This window comes from Donghicola mangrovi, assembly GCF_013377535.1.
GTDB lineage: Bacteria > Pseudomonadota > Alphaproteobacteria > Rhodobacterales > Rhodobacteraceae > Donghicola > Donghicola mangrovi.
The window spans coordinates 579533-602156 of the sequence record NZ_JABCJE010000001.1; the positions used below are offsets into that span (position 1 = coordinate 579533).

A 22624-nucleotide genomic window follows, 5' to 3' on the forward strand; every position below is an offset into this window, starting at 1 on the left:
GGAGGAGCCCGCTATGGAAATGCCAGCCCCGAACCCCGCCATTGTGGCGAAGAAGGCGGAATTGGTCAGAAGACTGACCGAGGTTCTGCCCGAAACCGCCGTGATCCATGACGAGGCCGAGACCCGCGCCTATGAATGCGATGCGCTCACAGCTTACCGATGCCCGCCCTTGGCGGCCGTGCTGCCTTCGACCACCCAAGAGGTTTCGGACGTGCTGCGCATTTGTCACCAAATGGGCGTGCCTGTGGTGCCGCGCGGATCGGGGACGTCTTTGGCAGGGGGTGCGTTGCCGACGGCGGATTCGGTGATCCTTGGGGTGGCGCGGATGAATGCAGTGCTGGAGACGGATTACGACAACCGTTTTATCCGCGTGCAGACTGGCCGCACGAACCTGAGCGTCACCGGCGCGGTCGAGGCGGATGGCTTCTTTTACGCGCCTGACCCGTCCTCTCAGTTGGCCTGCGCCATTGCGGGGAACATCGCGATGAACTCTGGCGGGGCGCACTGCCTGAAGTATGGCGTGACCACGAATAACCTGATGGGCGTGACCATGGTGCTGATGGACGGCACCATCACCGAGATCGGCGGCGCGCATCTGGACGCAGCGGGCTTGGACCTGCTGGGGGTGATTTGCGGGTCCGAAGGGCAGCTTGGCGTCGTGACCGAGGCGACCCTGCGCATTCTGGCGAAACCCGAGGGGGCGCTGCCGGTGCTGATGGGCTTTGACACTAACGAGGGCGCGGGCGCCTGTGTGTCGGACATTATCAAGGCGGGCGTTCTGCCCGTGGCCATCGAATTCATGGACCGCCCGTGCATCGAGGCCTGCGAGGCCTTTGCCAAGGCCGGCTATCCCATGTGCGAGGCGCTTCTGATCATCGAGGTCGAAGGCAGCCCCGAAGAGATCCGTCACCAACTGAGTCTGATCAAAGAGATCGCCGCCGCCCACAACCCCGTGGACTACCGCGAGGCGGCGGACGCGGACGAAGCCTATCGCATCTGGCTGGGGCGCAAGTCAGCGTTCGGCGCGATGGGTCAGATCAACGACTATATGTGCTTGGACGGGACGATCCCTGTGTCGGCGCTGCCCGAAGTGCTGCGCCGGATTGGCGAACTGTCCAAGCACTATGGCTTGGGCGTGGCGAACGTGTTCCACGCAGGCGACGGCAATATGCATCCCTTGATCCTGTATAACGCGAACCAGCCCGGCCAGTTGGAGCTGTGCGAGGCCTTTGGCGCCGACATTTTGCGTCTGTGCGTCGAGGTAGGCGGCTGTCTGACTGGCGAGCATGGGGTCGGCATCGAGAAGCGCGATCTGATGGTGGACCAGTTCGCCCCCGTCGATCTGGAGGCTCAGATGGCGGTGAAGGACGTCTTTGATCCGGCGTGGCTGTTGAACCCTGCCAAGGTGTTCCCGCTGGCGTCGTCCGAAGCGCGCCGCGCTGTGAAAATCGCTGCCGAGTGAATGGAAGCCGGGTGAGGGGGCTGTCTGCCCCCTCTTGGGCCTGAGGCCCAATTCACCCCCGAGAGTATTTGGAACAAGAAGAATATGCGACCTGAGACAGAGGCCGAGCTGGCCGGACTGATTGCGGGGCGGGATGCGCCCTTGTGGATTCGCGGTGGCGGGACTGCCGGTGTGGTGCCTGATGCGGCAGACGTGCTGGAGACCAGCGGGTTGGCGGGGATTTCGCTGTACGAGCCCGGAGCGTTGACTTTGGTGGTGAAGGCGGGGACGCCTTTGGCCGAGGTTGAGGGTGTTCTGGCGGCTGAGGGGCAGCGGTTGGCGTTTGAACCTGCGGATTTGCGTGGGGTTCTGGGGGCCTCGGGCGAGCCGACGATTGGTGCTGTGGCGGCGATGAACGTGAGCGGGCCGCGCCGGATTCAGGCGGGGGCCTGCCGCGATTTCATGCTGGGGGTCCGGTATGTGGATGGTCTGGGGACCATCGTGAAGAATGGCGGGCGGGTGATGAAGAACGTCACCGGCTATGATCTGGTCAAGCTGATGTCGGGGGCCTGCGGGACTTTGGGCGTGTTGACCGAGGTATCGATGAAGGTGCTGCCGATGCCAGAGGCGCAGGGCTGCGTGATGGTGGATGGCTTGGCGCCCGATGCGGCCGTTCAGGCGATGTCGGCGGCGCTGGGGTCGCCCTATGACGTGACGGGGGCGGCGCATTTGCCTGTGGGCGTGGATGGTGCGCCGGTGACGATGGTGCGGGTCGAAGGGTTTGGTGCTCAGGTCGACTACCGGACCGGCAAGCTGCGCGATCTGCTGGGGCGGTTCGGTAACGTGCGGGTCGAGACGGAGGCAGAGCGTGTGGCCGCCGGTTGGCGCTATGTCCGTGATCTGGAGGGGTTTGTCGGGGTCGAGGGTGACCTGTGGCGGATCTCGGTCAAGCCGTCGGATGGGCCTGCGGTGCTGGCAGGTCTGAACGCCGTAAAGGCACAGATGGATTGGGGCGGTGGTCTGATCTGGGCTGTGGTGCCTGCGGGGACCGATGTGCGGGCGCGGATGAGTGTGGCTGGTCACGCGACGCTCGTGCGCGGGACGGGGCAGCCCCGGTTCCATCCGGAAACCCCTGTAAATGCGCAGCTCGCAGCGGGCTTGCGTGCGAAATTCGATCCCAAGGGGATGTTCAACCCCGGCCTGATGGGAGCCAACTGATGCAGACCTTTTTCACCGAACAGCAGCTAAAGGACCCCGGCACCAAGCGTGCCAACGAGGTGCTGCGTACCTGCGTCCATTGCGGGTTCTGTACCGCCACGTGTCCCACCTATCAGGTGCTAGGGGACGAGCTGGACAGCCCCCGGGGCCGCATCTACCTGATCAAGGATATGCTGGAGAACAACCGCGTGCCGGACGAAAAGACCGTGCGCCACGTGGACCGATGCCTGAGCTGTCTGGCCTGTATGACCACCTGTCCGTCGGGCGTGCACTACATGCATCTGGTGGATCATGCCCGCGCATATATTGAACAGAATTACACACGGCCGTGGCACGACCGCGCGCTGCGTTGGACCTTGGCGCAGATTCTGCCTTACCCCTCGCGATTCCGGTTTGCGCTTTGGCTGGCCAAGCTGGGGCGCCCCTTCAAAGGGCTGGTGCCTGACCCGCGCCTGAAGGCCATGCTGGAGATGGCACCCAAGCACGTGCCGCCCGTAAGCCGGAATGATTCTCCGCAGACCTTTGCTGCGGCGGAACCCAAGCGGATGCGTGTGGCTCTGATGACAGGTTGTGCCCAGAAGGCGCTGAATACCGACATCAATGATTCATCTATCCGCCTACTTCGTCGTCTGGGGTGCGAAGTGGTTATTGCAAAGGGTGCAGGGTGTTGCGGGGCACTGACGCATCACATGGGGCGTGAAAACGACAGCCATGATGCGGCAGCGGCAAACATCCGCGCATGGATGAGCGAAATCGAGCGCGGCGGACTGGACGCCATCGTCATAAATACTAGTGGCTGTGGCACCACCGTCAAAGATTATTGGCACATGTTCAGAAACAGTGACCTGTCCGCGGCGGCCGAAAAGGTGTCCGGATTGGCTATGGATATCAGCGAGTTGCTGGTCAAACTTGACCTGCCCGAAGGGGCGGACAAGGGCTTGCGGGTTGCGTATCATGCGGCCTGTTCGTTGCAGCATGGACAAAAAGTCAAAACCGCTCCGAAAGATTTGCTGAAAAAGGTTGGTTTTCAGGTGGTTGAGCCCGCCGACAGCCACCTGTGCTGCGGGAGCGCCGGCACCTACAACCTGATGCAGCCCGAAATTTCCGGTAAGCTCAAGGAACGCAAGGTCAAGACGCTCGAGGCAAAGCAGCCTGACGTTATCGCTGCTGGCAATATCGGATGCATGATGCAGATCGGGTCCGGAACGGACGTTCCTATTGTTCACACAGTCGAACTTCTGGATTGGGCAACCGGCGGCCCCAAGCCCCGCGCGCTTGGCGGAACGCGCCCCGGAGAAGTCCCGATTTTGGTTTAACCCGCCCAACTTTTGCCTCATCCTGAGACTAGTGCAAAGGGTGAGTGTAAGAGGAGATTGGGTTTGCGCACCTTGCTTGCAGCAATCGCTCTGTGTTTCGGAGTAACCGGCGCTATCGCGGAGGAGTCCGAGCTGCGCCGTCTGGACACAGGCGTGGACAGCCGCGGCTGGGAGGGCGTGGGCCGTCTCGATATTGGTGGCAAGGGCTTCTGCACGGGGGCCCTTGTGGCGCCTGATCTGGTGCTGACTGCCGCGCACTGCCTCTTTGACAAGGAATCCGGCGAGCGGGTCAATCTGGACCAGATCGAGTTTCTGGCCGGGTGGCGCAATGGCCGCGCGCTGGCCTATCGCGGCGTGCGCCGTGCGGTGACCCACCCGTCCTACCGCTATGACCGGACCGAAGGGCCCGAGCGCGTGCGTCTGGATCTGGCGCTGCTGGAACTGGTCCAGCCGATCCGCAACACCCAAGTGACCCCGTTCCCGACCGCCCCGCTGCCCCATCGCGGCGCTGAGGTGGGCGTTGTGTCCTATGCCTATGACCGGGCCGAGGCGCCTTCGCTGCAAGAAATCTGCAACGTGCTGTCCGTCCAAGAAGGCGTGATGGTTCTGTCCTGTCAGGTGGATTTCGGGTCCTCTGGCGCGCCGATTTTCCAGATGACCCCCTATGGCGCGAAAATCGTGTCGGTCGTCGCCGCCAAGGCCGAGGTGAACGGCCAGCCCGTTGCACTGGGTTCGGACCTGTCGTCGGCCTATCGCGAACTGCGGGCCGAGCTGGAAATGGACAACGTGCGCAACACCATGGGCCCCAACGGCCCCCGCCATATCATCGTGGGCGAGAACAAGCACACCACCGATACGGGCGCCAAGTTCATTCGCCCCTGACCCTCTTGAAAGCAGCATAAGAGCTTCCCAGATATTGTTGTGTGGATGCCCATGAAGGGGTCCATGCCCACCCTGCCTGTCCATGTCGGAAGGCACAGCACAACAGTTATCGCTTTACGGAGGATGACATGCGAAATTTTGATCTGGCCCCCCTGTATCGGGCCACTGTCGGTTTTGACCAAATTGCGGACCTGATGGATCGGGTTCTGGCCAATGACGCCCCGCAGCCGACCTACCCCCCTTATAACATCGAAAAGACCGCCAATGATGCCTACCGCATCTCGATCGCCGTCGCCGGTTTCGCCGCCGAGGATCTGAGCGTCGAGGTCAAGGAAAAGGCGCTGGTCGTTTCTGCCCGCAAAGCCGAGGACGAAGCGCAGCGCACCTATCTGCATCGTGGCATCGCAACCCGCGCGTTCGAGCGCCGCTTCCATCTGGCGGACCATGTCCGCGTGACCGGGGCAACCCACGCCGATGGTATGCTGCACATCGACCTCAAGCGGGAAATCCCCGAGGCGCTGAAACCGCGCCGCATCGAAATTGCTTCGGCCCACCCAAGCGCCGAAGTGATCGAAGGTCGCGCAGACGCGTAACCTTGCTCCAGTGTGAATGTGACGGGGGCTCGGCATCTTGCCGGGCCCTTTGCCGTTTCAGGCCATCGACAGAACCACCGTCCCCCGTGCGTGGCGGGTTTGGACGCGGCTGTGGGCTTCGAACACGTCGATCATGTCATAGACGCGGTCCACCACGGGGCGCAGCTCTCCTTCGGCGATCATGCGGTTCAGGGCCTGAAGGTCCGAGGCTTTGACGCTGTTGACGTGGATCTTGATACGCTGACCTTGGATGTTCTTGTTGGTCAGGACTTGCCAGATTTCACGGACGCCGAAATTCAGCGGCACATAGAGGCCGCGCTTGCGCAGCGCCTTCTTGGCCTTGTCGAACGAACTGGCCCCGACACAGTCGAACACCACATCATACAGCTGCTTGCCGTTCAGCGCGTCGGTCCGGCGATAGTTGATGAACTCGTCCGCCCCCAACTCTTTGGCCAGCTCCTCGCTGGTGCCGCCGCAGACCGCTGTGACGTGGCCGCCCATCGCCTTGGCGATCTGGGTGGCATAGGCCCCGACGCCGCCTGTGGCCCCGATCACCAAAATTTTCTGGCCTTTGCGCAGCTTGATCACATCGCGCAAGAAGACCAGCGCGCACAGCCCGCCAAAGGGCACCGCCGCCGCCGCCGAATAGTCCAGATCGTCGGGCATCGGGGCCAGGGCGCGCCCCTCGTGGATGGTCAGATATTCCGCATGACCGCCGCCGCCGCAAAAGCCATAGACCTTTTGCCCGACCTTGTACTGATCGACTTCGGAGCCCACCTCGGTAACCTCTCCGGCAAAGGTCATCCCCAGCACGGGGTTGCGCGGCCGCACCAGACCGAACATCATTCGACCCAGAATCCACAGGCCCCCCGGAAATGCCGAGGCCCGCAGACGCCAGTCCGCAGTGGTCACCGCGCTGGCATGAACCCGCACCTGAACCTGTTCAGCGCGGGGTTTCGGGGTCGGTCGTTGCACCAAGCGCAATACGTCCGGCGCCCCGTAAGAAAAGTACGAGACTGTCTTCATCTGAAATGTCCTGGGTAATCAGTTCTTCAATCGAAATTAACCAGAATCGCTCCATAGAAAAATTATCGAAAATCCGAAAGGACATATACAGATTCGCATGGACTGGACGCGTGTAAAATTTGACTGGAACCACGCTCGGGCGTTTCTGGTCACCGCAGAAGAGGGCTCTTTGTCCGCCGCCGCGCGGGCTTTGGGCATGACGCAACCGACTTTGGGCCGTCAGGTGGCCGCGCTAGAGGATGAATTGGGCATTGCCCTGTTCGATCGCGTGGGCCGCGGGCTGGAGCTGACAGAATCAGGGGCCAGCCTTTTGGCCCATGTTCGCGCGATGGCCGAGGCCGCTGGCAGCCTGTCCCTGACCGCCACGGGCAAATCGCAGGCCATCGACGGGGTGATCCGCATCGCCGCCAGTGAGATTTACGCAGCCTTTCTGCTGCCGCCAATCCTGCCCCTGATCCGCGAAAAGGCTCCCGACCTGACGGTCGAGATTGTGGCCAGCAACGATATCTCGGACCTGCAACGCCGAGAGGCCGACATCGCCCTGCGCAATGCGCCGCCCGAGGGGGACACCCTGATCGCCCGCAAAATCGCCGAGGATACGGGGTATTTCTTTGCCACCGATGACTATGCGGAAAAGGTCGGCGACCTGACCGAAGAGGTGCAGCTGAAGCAGGCGCTGTTTATCGGGATGGCGAACAACGACCGCCTGATCGCGGGGCTTCAGGCCATGGGTCTGCCCGTGACAGACCGGAACTTTCCGTTCCACACGGACAACCATCTGGTCCACTGGGAACTGGCGAAGCAAGGCGTCGGGATCGGGATGGTTCCGGAATGGCTGGGGGATTCAACGCGCGGCATGGCACGGGTGACCTGCGGGCTGGACCCGATTTCCTATCCGGTCTGGCTGGTCGCTCACAAAGAGCTACAGACCAGCCGCAAGGTACGGCTGGTCTTTGATCTGTTGGCGGCAGAGGTGCCGCGGATGCTGGGTTAGACCGACAGGCAGACGTATTTCAGCTCGAGGTATTCCTCGATGCCGTGGTGGCTGCCTTCGCGGCCCAGACCCGACTGTTTCACGCCGCCAAAGGGCGCTTGCTCGGTCGAGATGATGCCGGTGTTCACGCCGACGATGCCATATTCCAGCGCCTCGGAGACCTTGTGCACGCGGCTCAGGTCCTTGGCGTAGAAATACGCGGCGAGGCCAAAGATGGTGTCGTTCGCCATCTCGATCACTTCGTCGGTGTCTTTGAAGCGGAACAGCGGTGCGAAGGGGCCAAAGGTTTCCTCTTTGGAGACCTTCATCGCTTGGGTCACGCCGGTCACGATGGTTGGCTCATAGAAGGTGCCACCCTTTTCATGGGGTTTGCCGCCAAGGATCACAGTCGCGCCTTTGGACAGAGCGTCCTGCAGGTGGTCTTCGACCTTTTCGACAGCTTTCTCGGTGATCAACGGGCCCAGATCGGTGCCATCCTCGAGGCCGTTGCCGACCTTCATCGCGGCAACCTTGGCGCGCAGCTTCTCGGCAAAGGCGTCGTACACGCCGTCCTGCACATAGATGCGGTTCGCGCAGACGCAGGTCTGGCCGTTGTTGCGGAACTTGCAGGCGATGGCGCCCTCGACCGCGGCATCCAAATCGGCGTCATCAAACACGATGAACGGCGCGTTGCCACCCAGCTCCATGCTGCACTTCATGACCTGATCGGCGGCCTGACGCAGCAGGATACGGCCCACGCCGGTCGAACCGGTAAAGGTCAGCTTGCGCACGGAGGGGTTCTCGCAGAATTCTTGACCGATGCCGGCCGCGTCGGACGAGGGCAGGATCGACAGGATGCCTTTGGGCAGGCCCGCACGGTCCGCCAGCACGGCCAAGGCCAGCGCCGACAGCGGGGTTTCGGACGCAGGACGCGCCACGAACGAACAGCCCGCCGCAATCGCGGGGCCACATTTGCGGGTGATCATCGCGTTGGGGAAGTTCCAAGGCGTGATCGAGCCAACCACACCGATGGGCTGCTTCAGAACGTGAATGCGCTTGTCCGGCTGGTGACCGGGGATGATCTCGCCAAGGATACGCTTGGCCTCTTCGGCGTAGAACTCGATGAAGCTGGCACCATAGCTGATCTCGCCGCGCGCTTCCGACAGGGGTTTGCCCTGCTCGGCGGTCATGATCTTGGCCAGGTCTTCCTGATTTTCCATCATCAGGTTGAACCACTTGCGCATCAGGTTCGAGCGTTCTTTGGCGGTGCGGGTCGCCCATGCCTTTTGCGCGATGCGGGCCACGGCTATCGCCTCGGCGGCCTGCTCGCGGGTGACGTCAGCGACTTTGGCGATCACTTCACCGGTGGCGGGGTTGGTCACATCGAATGTCCCGCCCGCGCCGTCGACCCAGTCACCTGCCACATAGGCTTGGGTGGCGATCAACGAGGGATCGGCCAAGAGTTCGGACAGGGGTTTGTTGGTCATTCGGGCCTCCATGGGCAGTCGGTTTGAATTTTTCCACTGGCATAGGGAAAGCAGGCCTCGTTAAGCTTGTCCAGCGAACAGGAGCGTCATGCATGAACTTCGACCGTGCCTACGAGAATTCAGCGTTTATCGCGGGGGGCAGTTCCTATCCCGCAATGTGGACAGCACAGGCCGAGGCCTTTCGGATTTCCCATTCTGCATTGTCCCGCATTGATTGTCCCTATGGGGATGGAACGCGGCAGAAGTACGATCTGTTCCTGCCAGAGGGGCCGATCGAGGGGACGCTGATCTTTGTCCACGGCGGTTATTGGAAGGCGTTCGACAAATCCACGTGGTCCCATTTGGCCGCTGGCGCGGTGGCGCGGGGCTGGCAGGTGGCGATGCCCGGATACACCCTGTGCCCCGAGGCGCGGATCACCGACATCGCCCGAGAGATCGCGGATGCCGTCACTACTATCGTGGCCCAGACCAAGGGTCCCGTGGTTCTGACCGGTCACAGTGCGGGCGGGCATCTGGTGGCGCGGATTGTGTGCGGGCTGCTGGACAAATCCGTGATGCACCGCATCCGTCGGGTTGTGCCGATCTCGCCGGTGTCGGACTTGAAGCCGCTGATGCAGACCTCGATGAACGACATTCTGCAAATCGACCTGACCGAGGCGAACGCCGAGAGCCCCTGTTATCTGCCCGCGCCCTCTGTGCCGGTGACGGTGTGGGTCGGCGGGGCCGAGCGTCCCGCCTTTATCGAGCAAGCCGCCAAGCTGGCGCGTGTCTGGGAATGCGATCTGGAGATCGCCGAGGGCCGCAACCATTTTGACGTGATCGAGGCCCTTGACCGGAATGGCAAGCTGCTTGGGTTCCTGCTGTCCTGACCCTCAGGCCAAGGCAGTTGCCTGCATACATTGCCGCCCGTCCGCGCCGCGCACCCACATGGCGCCGTCCTGCCCCATGCAAAAGCCCAGCGTTTCATCATGAAGCGCAGGCGCTGTGGCACGGAAATCAAACCGGCTGAGCGAGCCCAGTTCGCGCTGGGCCAGCAGCATCAACATCTGCGCCAGAAGCGGGCCATGCGCGACAAGGCCGTTATACCCTTCGACCTGACGGGCGTAGTCCAGATCATAGTGAATGCGGTGCCCGTTAAAGGTCAGTGCCGAATAGCGGAAGAGGTCGGTCGTGGAAAAGCTACGTTCCAGCAGAACAGTGCCGTCGGTCGGCGCGGTCGGCGGCACGGGCTGCACCGCATCTGGCGCAGGGTCCTGCCGATAGACGATATCCTGCAATTCCGTGACGCACAGGATGCCGCGCTGGCGGATTTCGTGCCGGATCGTGACAAAGCCCAAGGGGCCGGTGCGTCCCTCCTTGTGGACGGCCTGATCGACGGTCGAGGTCTTCTCGGCCGCAACACCCGCCATCAGGGGCGCGCGGAACTCCAGCTGTCCACCGGCCCACATGCGGCGGGGCAGCCCCATGTTGGGCATGATCCCTTGACCCACGCGCGGATGCCCGTCGCGTCCCAGACCCGCCGTGCCGATCGGGTCCCAAAAATAGATCTGGTGAAAGAACGGCGGCAAAGCGCCCTCGGGCGCGTCGGTTCCCAATGTCACCGCCAGCGCGTTGGCGCGGGCGGGGTCCATTGAGTCGGTCAGGGTCAGGGCGTCAGCCAAGGGCCAGTTCCTTTTTCAGGCGGTCGGTCAGCCCTGTCAGCATTTCCACTGTGGTTTCGTTTTTCAAGCGGCCTTCGTCGTCAAACGCGTCATGCGCCATGGCGACGGTCAGCAGCGGGCCGGGAATGATGCGGGCCTGATGCGGAACCAGACAGGTGCGGACCATCAACTGACCGGATTCGCCGCCGGTCCGGCCCATATTGGCGGACAATACGATCACGGGCTTGTCCACCAGCGGGTTCGATTTTGTGCGGCTGATCCAGTCCAGCGCGTTCTTCAGCACGCCGGTGATGCCCTTGTTATACTCGGGCGAGGAGATGATCACGGCGTCCGCCTGTTCGATCTGGTCGATCAGGTGCTGGACAGCGGGGGGCAGGCCCGAAGCCTTTTCCAGATCACCGTCATAAAGGGGCAGGTTCAGGTCAGCCTCGGCGTACGACGCGGGGCCGAAAACGCGCACGGCCTCCTTCAGCAGCATACGGTTATAAGAGCCCTGACGCAGGGATCCGGAAATACCAAGAAGTTTGTAATCGGACATGACAACTCTCCGCAAAAATGAACGTTTGTCATAGAGTTAGGGCGTCTTTGTCGGCGTACCAGTGCCATTCCCGCGCAGCCTTCGCGCCCCAGTGCACAGGGTCGGCGGGAACGAAAAACGCCCGGCGCGGATGGCCGGGCGTTCGAATACAAATTGATCTGTCGGGATCAGTTGTAGGGCGTGATGATGATTTCCACACGGCGGTTCTGCGCGCGGCCCTCGGGGGTAAGGTTGGTCGCGATGGGCGCATCCTCGCCACGGCCGATGGTGCTGACGCGGTTGTAGGCAACGCCGTTCTGGAACAGCACGTCTGCAACAGCCGAAGCGCGGCGCTGCGACAGGTCCTGGTTGTAGCCTGCGTCACCCACGTTGTCGGTGTGGCCGATGACCTGCACGCGCGAGTCGGGATAGGTGTTCAGGTTGCTGGCCAGAGCGGCCAGATCGCCGCGCAGTGCGCCGCTGACGGCGGTGCTGTCGGTCGCGAACAGGATGCTCTGCGGCATGGTCACAACCAGACGGTCGCCGGTGTTGGTCACGTCGATGGCGCTGTTGCTCATGCTGGCGCGCAGTTCTGCGGCCTGCTTGTCCAGATGGTTGCCGACCAGTGCGCCTGCACCGGCACCCAGAGCCGCACCGATCACGGCGCCGCGGATTTTGTCCTGACGGTCATCGCCGCCGGTGATTGCACCGGCCAGACCACCGATCGCTGCACCCGCCAGAGCGCCGGTCTTGGCGCGGGCGTTCGGGTCCTGATAGGTGCTGCCGCTGTTCATGTAGGCGGGGTCGGTACATGCCGACAGGCCCATCAGAGCAGTCAGACCGGAAATCATGATGAAACGTTTATTCATGGCATTGCCTCTTTCGTCTCGGGCAATCCTGCCCTTTTGAACAATCTATAGACTAATGAGGAAGTGACAGGAAAGTTTCATGAGGGGGTTTCCATACCCCTCGGATCGTCACTTTTACGCTAGATTTGCGTCAACGCGCGCGGACTCGTAAGCCAGCATCGCCCGTTTCACCGGAAGACCCCAGTGATAGCCCCCCAGCTCTCCATTTTTGCGCAGGGCGCGGTGACACGGGATCAGGTAGCTGACCGGATTTCGGCCCACCGCCGTGCCCACGGCGCGCACCGCTTTGGGCGATCCGACTCGGGTGGCGATCTGGGAGTAGGTGGTCACGTGCCCCTCGGGGATGTTCAGCAGGGCCTCCCAGACCTTGATCTGAAAGGGGGCGCCGATCAGGTGCAACTGCGTCTCGCCCCGCCCCACGATGGCCGCCGCGAACAGGGGGCCAACCCGTTCCCCCTGTTGCACAAATTCAGCCCTCGGCCAGCGCCGCGCCAGATCGTCGAACGCCACATCGCGGCCCATCTCGGACGCAAAGGCCAGCCCGCAAATCCCGCGATCCGTCCCCATCACCAGCGCGGGGCCAAAGGGGCTGTCGAACCAGTCCCACTCGATCACCAGCCCTTCGCCGCCGCGGGCAAAGTCACCGGGGCTCATGGCCTCCCACCGGACAAACAGGTCGTGCAGGCGGCTGGAGCCGGACAGCCCGACCCCATCAGCCACGGCCAAAGTCGTCATCCGTTCGGCCAGCATCCGCTTGGCCTGACCCAGCTGTAAGTACTGCTGATAACGTTTTGGTGAGATCCCGACCCAAGCCGAGAAGAGCCGCTGGAAATGCGCGGGGCTCATATCCATCCGGCCCGCCAGATCGTCCAGCGAAAGGGGCGCGTCGGCACCGTCGATCAGGTCGATGGCGCGGCGCATGGTGTCGAAGTGATAAGAGCTTTCCACTGCCGTTTTCCTCTGCTCGTGCTAGACCTTTTGTGACATGAATTTGCGCGGGCAATCGACCCGAATGTTGCGCATTCGTCAAACTCGGGGCATGAGGAAGCATGGCCAAACAACTCGATTACATGACCATGCGCGAGATATTCTCGCGCTTTCAGGCAGCCGAAGCCGAGCCCAAGGGCGAACTGAACCACGTCAACGCTTACACGTTGGTCGTGGCTGTTGCTCTGTCTGCGCAGGCCACGGACGCTGGCGTGAACAAAGCGACGGCCAAGCTGTTCGAAGTGGCCGACACCCCGCAAAAGATGCTGGATTTGGGCGAAGAGGCCCTGATCGACCATATCAAGACCATCGGCCTGTTCCGCAACAAGGCCAAGAACGTCATCAAACTCAGCCAGATTCTGGTCGACCAATACGGCGGCGAGGTTCCCAATTCCCGTGCGGCCCTAGAAAGCCTGCCGGGCGTGGGCCGCAAGACCGCCAACGTGGTGTTGAACATGTGGTGGCACTATCCGGCGCAGGCGGTGGACACGCACATCTTTCGCCTCGGCAATCGCAGTGGCATCGCTCCGGGCAAGGATGTGGTCGCCGTGGAACGCGCGATCGAGGATAACGTGCCCGTCGATTTCCAGCAGCACGCCCATCACTGGATGATCCTGCATGGCCGCTACGTCTGCGTGGCGCGCAAACCCAAATGTGGCAACTGCATCATCCGAGACCTCTGCCAATTCGAGGACAAGGTCCTCTGACCCAAAGGAACTGACCCGTGAAAAAATACCAGATTGTCGGCATCGGCAACGCAATCGTCGATGTGCTGACCCAGTCCGACGACACCTTCCTCGAGATGATGGACATCGAAAAGGGCATCATGACCCTGGTCGAGCGCGAGCGCGCCGAACTGCTGTATGCCTCGATGAAAGAGCGCACTCAGGCACCGGGCGGCTCGGTCGCGAACACCATCGCGGGTGCGGGCAAACTGGGCCTGCGGGCGGCGTTTATCGGCCGCGTGCGGGATGATGCCTTGGGCCGGTTCTATGCCCAAGAGATGGAAGTCGGCGGCACCGATTTTGTGAACGCGCCGGTCGAAGGGGGCGAGCTGCCCACCTCGCGCAGCATGATCTTTGTCTCGCCCGATGGTGAGCGGTCGATGAACACCTATCTCGGCATCTCCGCCGAAGTGGGCCCCGAGGACGTGGACGAAGCTGTGGTTTCGGACACTGAAATCCTGTTCCTCGAAGGGTACCTGTTTGACAAGCCCAAGGGCAAAGAAGCCTTCCAACGCGCTGCCAAGCTGTGCCAAGAGGCCGGCGGCAAAGCGGGCATCGCGATCTCCGACCCCTTCTGCGTGAACCGCCACCGCGAGGATTTCCAGCGCCTGATCGGCGAGTTGGACTTTGTGATCGGCAACGAGGCCGAGATCAAAGCCCTGTACGAGGACGAGGATCTGGACACTGCTCTGGCCCGCGTCGCGGCCAAGAACCCGCTGGTGGTCTGCACCCGCTCGGGCGACGGCGTCAGCATCCTGCAGGGCGGCACCCGCGTGGACGTTCCGGTGGAAAAAGTCACCCCCGTCGACGCAACCGGCGCTGGCGACCAGTTCGCAGCTGGCTTCTTGTTCGGGATGGCGACTGGGGCGACTCTGGCAACCTCGGGCCGTATGGGCTGCATCGCCGCCCGCGAAGTCATCGGCCACATGGGCCCGCGCCCCAAAGCCGACATGCGCGCCCTGTTCCGCCGCGAGGGCGTTCTGAACTAATTACCGATCAGAGGTATTTCCGCCGGAGCGGCACGTTAATGTGCCAAAGCCTCCGGCGGGGGTATTTTTACCAAGCTGAAGGCTTAGGCGCCCTTGCCGCGCCACCAGCGGCGGAGGCGGGCGGGGAGGCCGCTCGAGTAGGTGTCGATCGCGCGCATGTGGTCTTCGTCATTGTCGAGGACCGGGTCGATGCGGCGGGACTTGAAGTGTTTCCAGCGGCTGCGGATCGACAGCACCAGAACGGCCAGAATGATCAGAACGATGATCGTCGTCCACGGGATGATGCGGACATCGGGGCCCTCGACCGCCTTGAGGCTGACCGCGTTCGGGTAGATCGAGATGAACTCGTTGCGCCAGCCGTAGTGGCGGATCGCGACCCAAGTGGGATTCGCTTCGTGGCTTTTCGAGATCAGGTCACTGGCGCGGGCTTGCAGGTTCGCGGTGTCGAACTTGAAGTAGGGCGGCCAGCCCCAGCCGGTATCCTCGTTTCGGAAGATGACCGGTTTGCCGTCTGTATCGAAGGTCTGGATGAAGAACACATCGCGCGAGGCAGAGGCCGCCTGCTGCTCGGTCTCCGGGGAGGCCCAGAAATACTGGTTCAGATTGGTGAAGTCCTGACGCTTTTCGTAGGTGTCGGTGATCCGCACAATATCGGTCTGCGGAAGGGTGTAGTGCAGGAAGGCCGCCACTACTGCCCAGAAAAGAATGGTAATCGTCCAACGAATGTAGGCCATAGCCGAGCCTTTCGGAAATGTCTTTGGCGCCACCCTGCAAGGAGGGGGCGCCAAAGTCCAGTGGGCTTAGCCCACCACGTTCGTCGCAGGGCCGTAGGGATAGCCCGTGATGTTTTCCGCGCCATCTTCGGTGATGACCAGAATATCGTGTTCGCGGTAGCCGCCAGCGCCCGGTTGGTTCTGCGGAATGGTCAGCATCGGCTCCATGCTGATAACCATGCCGGGTTCCAGCACCGTCTCGATGTCTTCGCGCAATTCCAGACCGGCCTCGCGCCCGTAGTAGTGGGACAAGACGCCAAAGGAATGCCCGTAGCCAAAGGTCCGGTATTGCAGCAGGTCCCGCTCGGCGAAGAAGGCGTTGATCTTGTTGGTGATGTCGGCGCAGCTCGAGCCTGGCTTCAACAGGGACATCCCGTATTCGTGGGCAGCGACGTTGGCCTCCCAGATCTTCAGGCTGGCGGGGTCGACCTCTTGGACAAAGAGGGTGCGTTCCAGCGCCGTGTAATAGCCCGAGATCATCGGGAACGTGTTCAGGGACAGGATATCACCGCGCTCTAGTACGCGGGCGGTGACGGGGTTGTGCGCGCCATCGGTGTTGATCCCCGACTGGAACCACACCCAAGTGTCCCGATATTCCGCATCGGGGAAGCGTTTGGCGATCTCCAGTTCCATCGCGTCACGGCCCGCCATGGCGATGTCGATCTCGCGCAGACCAGCCTTGATGGCATCGCGTATGGCAAAGCCGCCCACGTCGGCCACTTGGGCCCCATGACGGATCAGATCAATCTCGGCCGCGGATTTGTGGAACCGTTGGCGCATCACATGGGCCGCAATCGGCACTGTGCTCGACGGCGCCAGAAAGCTGTTCAGCTTCTCCATCCCTTGCAGGGTCAGGTGATCCTCTTCGTAGCCGACAATGCGCCCCTGCCCCGCCACATGGACAATGGTGCGCCAGTAGTTGTCGCGCTGCCAGTCGGTGTAGGTGATGTTGTCGCCATGACAGCGGCGCCACGGTTGGCCCGCGTCGATCCCAGCGGTGATGGTGACGCTTTGGTCCGCAGTCACCACCAGTCCATAGGGGCGACCGAACGAGCAGTAGAGAAACCCGGAATAATAGGCGATCGAGTGCATCGAGGTGAACACAGCCACCTCGACCCCTTGGTCCGCCATGATCCGGCGCAGGCCAGCCAGACGGGCCTCATATTCTTCGGGGGCAAAGGGCAGCTTGACCCGTTCGCCATTGTGAAAGCGGTAATTTTCGGGACGGTCCAATTCAGACCTCCTTTTCAGCAAAAGAAGGTCCCGGCGTACAGGACGGACAGGCGCTGTTTGTGGGGCGACGCCATCGCCCCGCGCATGTCGCCACACTGCCAGAAATCCAGCGTCTGGCAAGCACCGAAACGACACAAATCCCTAGCAGTTTGATGCGAATTGGGGGAACCTAACGGACATGAAAACAGGTGCTCGAAATCTGATCACGGACGTGGCGGGCCTCAGGGTCGGCAACGCCGAGGATCACCGGATCAAAAGCGGCGTCACGGTGCTGCTGTCGGACCGTCCGTTCACAGCGGGCGTCCATGTCATGGGCGGCGCCCCCGGCACCCGAGAGACCGATCTGCTGGCCCCCGACAAGACCGTCCAACAGGTCGACGCGCTGGTGCTGTCAGGCGGGTCGGCCTTTGGTCTGGACGCGGCCACGGGTGTGACAGACGGCCTGCGCGCCATGGGCAGGGGCTTTGCCGTGGGCGATCAGCGGGTCCCCATCGTTCCCGCTGCCATTCTGTTCGACCTACTGAATGGCGGGGACAAGGGCTGGGACCGCAGCCCCTATTACGACATCGGCCACGCAGCCTTGGCCAACGCGGCCACAGACTTCGCCTTGGGCACCACAGGCGCAGGTACCGGCTCAACCACCGCCACGTTCAAAGGCGGGCTTGGGTCGGCCTCTTGCGTGCTGCCCTCGGGCCATACGGTGGGCGCAATCGTCGCCGTAAATGCGCTGGGGTCCGCCACGATGAACGATCAGGGCCAGTTCTGGGCCGCCCCGTTCGAGCAAGGCAATGAGTTCGGCAACCTCGGCTTTGGCACCCCGACCGGCGGCCTACCTCCGACCAAGCTTTCCAGCCACAACACCACCATCGCGATCGTCGCCACCGACGCCGACCTGACCCAAGCGCAATGCACCCGCATGGCCACCGCCGCCCACGACGGCATGGCCCGCGCGCTTGTTCCCAGCCACACCCCGATGGACGGCGACCTGATCTTTGCGGCCAGCACCAACGCCAAACCCCTGATCAATCCGGTCGAGGATACGCTCTGGCTCGGCCACGCAGCGGCCACCTGCCTTGCCCGGGCCATCGCGCGCGGGGTCTATCTGGCCACCGCCAGCCCCACCGATACCCTTCCGACGTGGTCAGACACCTTTACCAGCGCCTGACCCTTCATCTTGGTAAAAATACCCAATGGCGCGGCATCCGCCTCAGAGGTTGTCCCCAACACGGAAGCCCGCAGGGATGCCATCGCGCCCCTCCAGCACCAGATCGGCCATAACGCGGGCCACACCCGCCGCCATCCCGAACCCGATCTTGAAGCCTCCGTTCGCCACAAACTGCCCCGCCGCATCAGGCAAGGCCCCCAGCATCGGCGCGCGGCTCTTGGCACGGGGGCGTACACCGGCCCAACGCTGGATCACCTCGGCCCCCTCCAATTCCGGCAGCGCCAGACGAGCCCGCGCAATCACATCATCCAGCTGCTGATCCACCGTATCAGGGGCATCAAACTCCCGCTCGCTGGTCGAGCCGATGGCAACCGTCCCGTTCGCATGGGGAATGATGTGCAAGCTATCCGCATACAGCTGCGGCATCTCGCGCCGGTCCAAGGCAAACACCGCCGCCTGCCCTTTCACGCCGTTGCCGACAGTCTTGCCGAACCGCTCGGACAGATCCTTCAGACCCCACCAGCCGGTGGCATGAACCACAGCGCCCTCTTCGGGGCCTTTGGTCACAACCTCGCCGCCCTTAGCCGTGATCGCAGCGACCAAGGCATCGCAGGCCTGACGCGGATGCATCCGCCCGCTCAGGGTGTCATGGATCAGAAAGCCCGTCGCACTGCGGGGCGCCCAGCCCGCGGCATCGCCCTCGGGGATCACGCGCCACTCGGCCTGCCCCTCCCACAAGGTGGCCGCCGACACCTCACGCGCCCGCGCCAGTTCCAAGGCCCGCTCGTCCGCAATCGGCTGCAACCGGCCTGACCGCGCATAGCCTGCGCTCTTGCCGCCAGCCTCTTCGACGCCCGCCCAGAACTCGGCCGCGGCCAGCAACGAACGAAACTGGAAATCCTTTTTTGCATTCCAGTTCTCTGGCGTATGAGGTGCCAAAGCCCCTACAACACCGCCAGAGCTTCCTGCCCCCGGCCCAAAGGGGTCGATCACCCGCACTTTGGCCCCGCGTCGCACGCATTCCCAAGCGATCGCCAGACCGAATGCCCCTGCCCCGTACACTGTCATTTCGGCCATTGCCAAAACCCCGCCTTGCCGCATATTCCGCCATCTGCCCCCTCGCTAAAGGATTTTTCCATGCAGAGCCAGAATGCCGCCGAGCTAGACTGGCGCGACGGCACTGTTCCGGTGTCCCGCCAGTTCGACGACCCCTATTTCAGCATCGAAAACGGGATGGCTGAAACGGCCTATGTCTTTCTTCAGGGCAATCGCCTGCCCGACCGGTTCCGCCCCGATTTCCATATCGCAGAACTGGGCTTTGGCACCGGTCTGAACCTGCTCATGGCGCTCTCCGCATGGCGCCGGTCCGGCCAGACGGGCCGCCTGCATTTCACCACGTTCGAGGCCTACCCCATGGCCCAGCCCGACATGCTGCGCGCCCTCGCCGCCTTTCCCGAAGTCATGCCTCTGGCCACTGAACTGGCCGATCATCTGGGGTCCGAACGGTTCGAAACCGATGACCTCAACTTTACCATGATGCGCGGAGACGCCCGCGACACCCTGCCCGCGTGGCAAGGCCAAGCGGACGCATGGTTCCTTGACGGTTTCTCACCCGCCAAGAACCCCGAACTGTGGGAAGCCTCGCTGATTACCGCCGTCGCCCAACATACAGCCCTCGGCGGCACCGCTGCCACCTACACCGCAGCGGGCTTTGTCCGCCGCAACCTGACCGAAGCCGGCTTCACCGTGGAACGCATCCCCGGTTACGGCCGCAAACGCCACATGACCATCGCCCACATTCCGGACGCCCGATGACACAGCAGAACACCCGCCTCGGCATTGGCCTGATGGTGCTGACCACCTTTATCTTTGCGCTACAGGACGGCCTCTCGCGCCATTTGGCGGAACACTACAGCGTCTTCATGGTCGTCATGATCCGCTACTGGTTCTTCGCGGCTTTCGTGATGACCATCGCCTCGCGCAAAGCAGGCGGCCTGCGTGCAGCCGCCGCCACCAGCCAGCCGATCATCCAGTCCTTTCGCGGTTTCCTTCTGGCGGCCGAAATCTGCGTCATGGTCACCGGCTTCGTCTACCTCGGCCTTGTCGAAAGCCACGCGGTCTTTGCCACCTACCCGCTTCTGGTCGCCGCCCTATCCGGCCCCGTCTTGGGCGAGGCCGTCGGCTGGCGCCGCTGGATGGCAATCGGCGTGGGCTTCATCGGCGTTCTGATCATCCTCGAACCCGGCTTTGGCGTCTTCTCGCCCTACGCGCTGATCCCTCTGGCCGCCGCGCTGATGTTCGCCCTCTACGGTCTGCTGACCCGCTATGTGGCACGGCGTGACAGCTCTGCCACCAGCTTCTTCTGGACCGGCGTCACCGGCGCCATCGCCATGACCGCCGTGGGCATCTGGCACTGGGAACCCATGGCGTCCAAGGACTGGATCTGGATGATCACCCTGTGCCTGACCGGCGCCGCGGGCCACTTCACCCTGATCAAATGCTACGAAGTCGCCGAGGCCAGCTCGGTCCAACCCTTCGCCTACCTGCAACTGGCCTTCGCCTCGACCCTCGGCATCTTCGTCTTTGGCGAAACGATCCGACCGAACGTCGCCGTCGGCGTAGCGATCATCCTCTCCGCGGGCCTCTTCACCCTCTGGCGCGCCCACGTGAAATCCAAACAGACCTAACGGCCCTTCATCTTGGCCCAAATACCCAATCTTAAAAAAGGCAGCGAGCGGCCCGATCAGGGCCGCTCTCCGTTTCTCTACCGCTTGAGTTCCTGACTGAACGGCACCGGCAAAGGGTCCTTGCCCAGCCTCGCGCGATACACCGGAAGGCTCTCGGTCACGCGCATGATGTAGTTCCGCGTCTCGTTAAAGGGGATCATCTCGACCCAGTCCACCGGATCAATGGCCCCCGTACGCGGGTCGCCGAACTGTTCGATCCACCGCGCAGGGCGACCGGGACCAGCGTTATAGCCCGCCGCCATGAACATCGGGTTCCCCCCGAACTCCCGCGCCAGCTTTACCAGATAAGCCGACCCGAGGGTCGCGTTATACACCGGCTCGGCCAACAGCGCGCGCTCGCGATATGGGACGCCTTTGACCTTGGCCATGGCCTCGGCGGTTTTGGGCATCAACTGCATCAGGCCACGGGCTCCGACGGGGCTCACGACCCACGGATCAAACTCGCTCTCGCGGCGGGCGATGGACAGGGCCCACTCAGTCTTGATGTCCAAGGGCTCGTTCATGATCGGATGCAGCGCGTAATAGGCGCGGGGCAGCACGATCCCCTTGGACGCGGCCTCTTTGCCGACCATCACGGCCAAGTGGGGCTCGTTCAGCTCCAGCATCGCATCGCCAAGGGCCACCAGATCGGGTTCTGTCAGGGTTTCGGACAGCTGCACAACGAACCGCTCGGCCACGGACCGGTCGTTCGTCTGGATCAGCATCACCGCCGCCTCGAACAGCGAGGTCCGCACAAAGGACGCCTGCCGCCAATCCGACCGCGGCATCCCGCCAGCCAAGGATTTGTCGAAGGGCATCCCCGCCTTTTCCGCCGCCAATAGGCCGTAGAAGCTGGTCTGCTGCGTCCCCGCACTCTGATAGGCCATCTGCGCGGCAGTCGTATCACCCAGGTCATCGTAAGCGCGGCCAATCCAGTAACCGGCCCGCCCCTTGGAGATCGGGCTATCCACGTTCACGGCCAGCGATTTAAAATGGGCCAAGGCCCGCGCTGGATCGTTCAGGAACCGCAGCGCGATGTAGCCCGCCAGCCACTCCAGATCGACCCAGTCCGAGCCGCTGGTCAGGTGGTGTTCCGCCGCCAAACGGTAGGCGACAGCGGGCACACCTTCGCGCATTTCGCGGCGCACCAGAATGCGGCGCATACCGGCCCATTCCTGGGGCTTGCCCAGCAGTTCGGGCCGCGCGCTGCGTTCCAGCAACAGGTCGCGGGCGCTGTCGGTGTAATTCTTGTCGATTCGCCATTGGAATCGGTCGTGCGCCATGCCCGGATCGCCGCCCAAACGGTTGGGCACCGCATTGATCAGCGCGTTCACGTCGCCCTTGTCCGTCTGCAGCGCAATCCGCGCCGCAGCCAGCGCGCGCCAGTCGGCCGAGACCAAAGCCATCATCCGGCCCGCCTCGGCATAGTCGTGGCCCCACAGCAGCATGTCCATCCGCGCGGTGTGGTACTGGGACAGCACCCCCGAATAGCGCGCCATAAAGGCGTCATGCTCGGTCTGATCCATGTCCAGCGACAGCCACGCCCGCACCAGAACCGCATCCGCCGAAGCGCGGTCTCCGGCGGCGGTCAGCGCCTCGGCATAGGCCAGCGCGCCCGCGCCGGTCTGGGGCGCATTGCCCTGAAAGAATTGCAAAATCTGGTTGGCGCTGGCTTGGCTTGCGATGGTTTTCTCGGACCGTTTTTTCAGCAGCGCAATGCCCGGCCAATCGGCGCGACGGGCCAGAAAATCCATGATCTGGTCAACGGTGCCTTCGCCTTCGCGCAGGTAGTGCCACATCACGATGTCGGTCGCGACTTGGCTGTCCTGCCGCGCAAGGGTCAGCGCCTGAGGCCAGTTCTCAGCCCGAACAGCATCCATCGCCCCGTCCAGAGGACGCGGGGCGGCCCCCTGACCAAAGACAATAGACGGTGCCATTACCGCGCAGAACACTGCGCCGTACCACCAGCGGTTCGATTTTTCTGTCATGCTGCTCAGCCATTTTTTTGCATCAGGGTACCAGTGATTACACGGTTCGCAATTC

General features: G+C 62.8%; 22 protein-coding genes. 12 read left to right on the top strand and 10 right to left on the bottom strand.

Features of this window, described 5'->3' with window-relative positions; genetic code table 11:
• Positions 1-13 precede the first annotated feature (13 nt).
• The 5 genes from HJ536_RS02980 to HJ536_RS03000 all read left to right on the top strand — a co-directional run bounded on the left by HJ536_RS02980 (position 14) and on the right by HJ536_RS03000 (position 5450).
• Positions 14-1462 carry an FAD-linked oxidase C-terminal domain-containing protein gene (locus tag HJ536_RS02980; protein ID WP_177156598.1) on the top strand — a complete coding sequence of 483 codons (1449 nt, stop codon included), beginning with the start codon at positions 14-16 and terminating at the stop codon, positions 1460-1462.
• A gap of 84 nt (positions 1463-1546) precedes the next feature.
• The gene (locus HJ536_RS02985; RefSeq protein WP_177156599.1) at positions 1547-2659 is read left to right on the top strand and encodes an FAD-binding protein; all 1113 of its coding nucleotides are present in this window, start codon (positions 1547-1549) and stop codon (positions 2657-2659) included.
• The gene (gene glcF / locus HJ536_RS02990) at positions 2659-3975 is read left to right on the top strand and encodes a glycolate oxidase subunit GlcF (protein ID WP_177156600.1); all 1317 of its coding nucleotides are present in this window, start codon (positions 2659-2661) and stop codon (positions 3973-3975) included. Before HJ536_RS02985 ends, glcF begins: the two co-directional genes overlap by 1 nt.
• A 72-nt stretch (positions 3976-4047) precedes the next feature.
• The gene (locus tag HJ536_RS02995) at positions 4048-4857 is read left to right on the top strand and encodes a trypsin-like serine peptidase (RefSeq protein WP_420811079.1); all 810 of its coding nucleotides are present in this window, start codon (positions 4048-4050) and stop codon (positions 4855-4857) included.
• Positions 4858-4985: 128 nt separating this feature from the next.
• Entirely contained in the window at positions 4986-5450 is a 465-nt protein-coding gene (locus tag HJ536_RS03000; RefSeq protein ID WP_176852509.1) for an Hsp20 family protein, read from the top strand.
• 57 nt (positions 5451-5507) lie between these two features.
• Here the strand turns inward: HJ536_RS03000 and HJ536_RS03005 are convergent, their stop codons facing one another.
• On the bottom strand, positions 5508-6476 hold the full coding sequence (locus HJ536_RS03005; RefSeq protein ID WP_177156601.1) for an NAD(P)-dependent alcohol dehydrogenase: 969 nt from the start codon (positions 6474-6476) through the stop codon (positions 5508-5510).
• Positions 6477-6573: 97 nt separating this feature from the next.
• Here HJ536_RS03005 and HJ536_RS03010 point away from each other — a divergent pair, with 97 nt between their 5' ends.
• Positions 6574-7470: a LysR family transcriptional regulator gene (locus HJ536_RS03010; protein WP_177156602.1), complete on the top strand. Its 897-nt coding sequence runs from the start codon at positions 6574-6576 to the stop codon at positions 7468-7470.
• Here HJ536_RS03010 and HJ536_RS03015 read toward each other — a convergent pair.
• Positions 7467-8936, bottom strand: a complete 1470-nt coding sequence (locus HJ536_RS03015; protein WP_177156603.1) for an NAD-dependent succinate-semialdehyde dehydrogenase — start codon at positions 8934-8936, stop codon at positions 7467-7469. The two genes, HJ536_RS03010 and HJ536_RS03015, sit on opposite strands and share 4 nt — an antisense overlap.
• Positions 8937-9028: 92 nt before the next feature.
• On the opposite strand from HJ536_RS03015, the gene HJ536_RS03020 reads away from it, so the two are divergent.
• Positions 9029-9805, top strand: a complete 777-nt coding sequence (locus HJ536_RS03020) for an alpha/beta hydrolase (protein WP_177156604.1) — start codon at positions 9029-9031, stop codon at positions 9803-9805.
• 3 nt (positions 9806-9808) lie between these two features.
• On the opposite strand, the gene HJ536_RS03025 is transcribed toward HJ536_RS03020, so the two are convergent.
• The 4 genes from HJ536_RS03025 to HJ536_RS03040 all read right to left on the bottom strand — a co-directional run bounded on the left by HJ536_RS03025 (position 9809) and on the right by HJ536_RS03040 (position 12904).
• A complete protein-coding gene (locus HJ536_RS03025) occupies positions 9809-10567 on the bottom strand; it encodes an HTD2 family dehydratase (RefSeq protein WP_177156830.1) in 759 nt (252 codons plus the stop codon).
• A gap of 22 nt (positions 10568-10589) precedes the next feature.
• Complete coding sequence (locus tag HJ536_RS03030) at positions 10590-11135, bottom strand: NADPH-dependent FMN reductase (RefSeq protein WP_177156605.1); 546 nt, start codon at positions 11133-11135, stop codon at positions 10590-10592.
• A 167-nt stretch (positions 11136-11302) separates the two neighbouring features.
• Positions 11303-11983, bottom strand: coding sequence for a YiaD family glycine zipper/OmpA-like lipoprotein (locus tag HJ536_RS03035; protein WP_176852515.1), 681 nt, complete (start codon positions 11981-11983; stop codon positions 11303-11305).
• A gap of 114 nt (positions 11984-12097) precedes the next feature.
• Positions 12098-12904, bottom strand: a complete 807-nt coding sequence (locus tag HJ536_RS03040; RefSeq protein ID WP_177156831.1) for a methylated-DNA--[protein]-cysteine S-methyltransferase — start codon at positions 12902-12904, stop codon at positions 12098-12100.
• 128 nt (positions 12905-13032) lie between these two features.
• Between HJ536_RS03040 and nth the strand changes: the two genes are divergently transcribed.
• Both nth and HJ536_RS03050 read left to right on the top strand, forming a co-directional pair.
• Positions 13033-13677, top strand: coding sequence for an endonuclease III (gene nth, locus HJ536_RS03045; RefSeq protein WP_176852516.1), 645 nt, complete (start codon positions 13033-13035; stop codon positions 13675-13677).
• Positions 13678-13694: 17 nt separating this feature from the next.
• The gene (locus tag HJ536_RS03050) at positions 13695-14684 is read left to right on the top strand and encodes a PfkB family carbohydrate kinase (RefSeq protein WP_177156606.1); all 990 of its coding nucleotides are present in this window, start codon (positions 13695-13697) and stop codon (positions 14682-14684) included.
• 83 nt (positions 14685-14767) lie between these two features.
• On the opposite strand, the gene HJ536_RS03055 is transcribed toward HJ536_RS03050, so the two are convergent.
• Together HJ536_RS03055 and HJ536_RS03060 are read right to left on the bottom strand one after the other, a co-directional pair.
• Positions 14768-15418, bottom strand: a complete 651-nt coding sequence (locus tag HJ536_RS03055; protein WP_177156607.1) for a DUF1523 family protein — start codon at positions 15416-15418, stop codon at positions 14768-14770.
• Between the two features lie 66 nt (positions 15419-15484).
• Positions 15485-16690: a M24 family metallopeptidase gene (locus tag HJ536_RS03060; protein WP_177156608.1), complete on the bottom strand. Its 1206-nt coding sequence runs from the start codon at positions 16688-16690 to the stop codon at positions 15485-15487.
• A 178-nt stretch (positions 16691-16868) separates the two neighbouring features.
• Between HJ536_RS03060 and HJ536_RS03065 the strand changes: the two genes are divergently transcribed.
• Positions 16869-17855, top strand: coding sequence for a P1 family peptidase (locus HJ536_RS03065; protein ID WP_177156609.1), 987 nt, complete (start codon positions 16869-16871; stop codon positions 17853-17855).
• Positions 17856-17897: 42 nt separating this feature from the next.
• Here the strand turns inward: HJ536_RS03065 and HJ536_RS03070 are convergent, their stop codons facing one another.
• A complete protein-coding gene (locus HJ536_RS03070; protein WP_177156610.1) occupies positions 17898-18938 on the bottom strand; it encodes an NAD(P)/FAD-dependent oxidoreductase in 1041 nt (346 codons plus the stop codon).
• Positions 18939-18992: 54 nt separating this feature from the next.
• Between HJ536_RS03070 and mnmC2 the strand changes: the two genes are divergently transcribed.
• Positions 18993-19670, top strand: coding sequence for a tRNA (5-methylaminomethyl-2-thiouridine)(34)-methyltransferase MnmC2 (gene mnmC2, locus HJ536_RS03075; protein WP_177156611.1), 678 nt, complete (start codon positions 18993-18995; stop codon positions 19668-19670).
• The gene (locus HJ536_RS03080) at positions 19667-20542 is read left to right on the top strand and encodes a DMT family transporter (RefSeq protein WP_177156612.1); all 876 of its coding nucleotides are present in this window, start codon (positions 19667-19669) and stop codon (positions 20540-20542) included. Before mnmC2 ends, HJ536_RS03080 begins: the two co-directional genes overlap by 4 nt.
• A gap of 77 nt (positions 20543-20619) precedes the next feature.
• On the opposite strand, the gene HJ536_RS03085 is transcribed toward HJ536_RS03080, so the two are convergent.
• The gene (locus HJ536_RS03085) at positions 20620-22569 is read right to left on the bottom strand and encodes a lytic transglycosylase domain-containing protein (protein WP_177156613.1); all 1950 of its coding nucleotides are present in this window, start codon (positions 22567-22569) and stop codon (positions 20620-20622) included.
• Positions 22570-22624 lie beyond the last annotated feature (55 nt).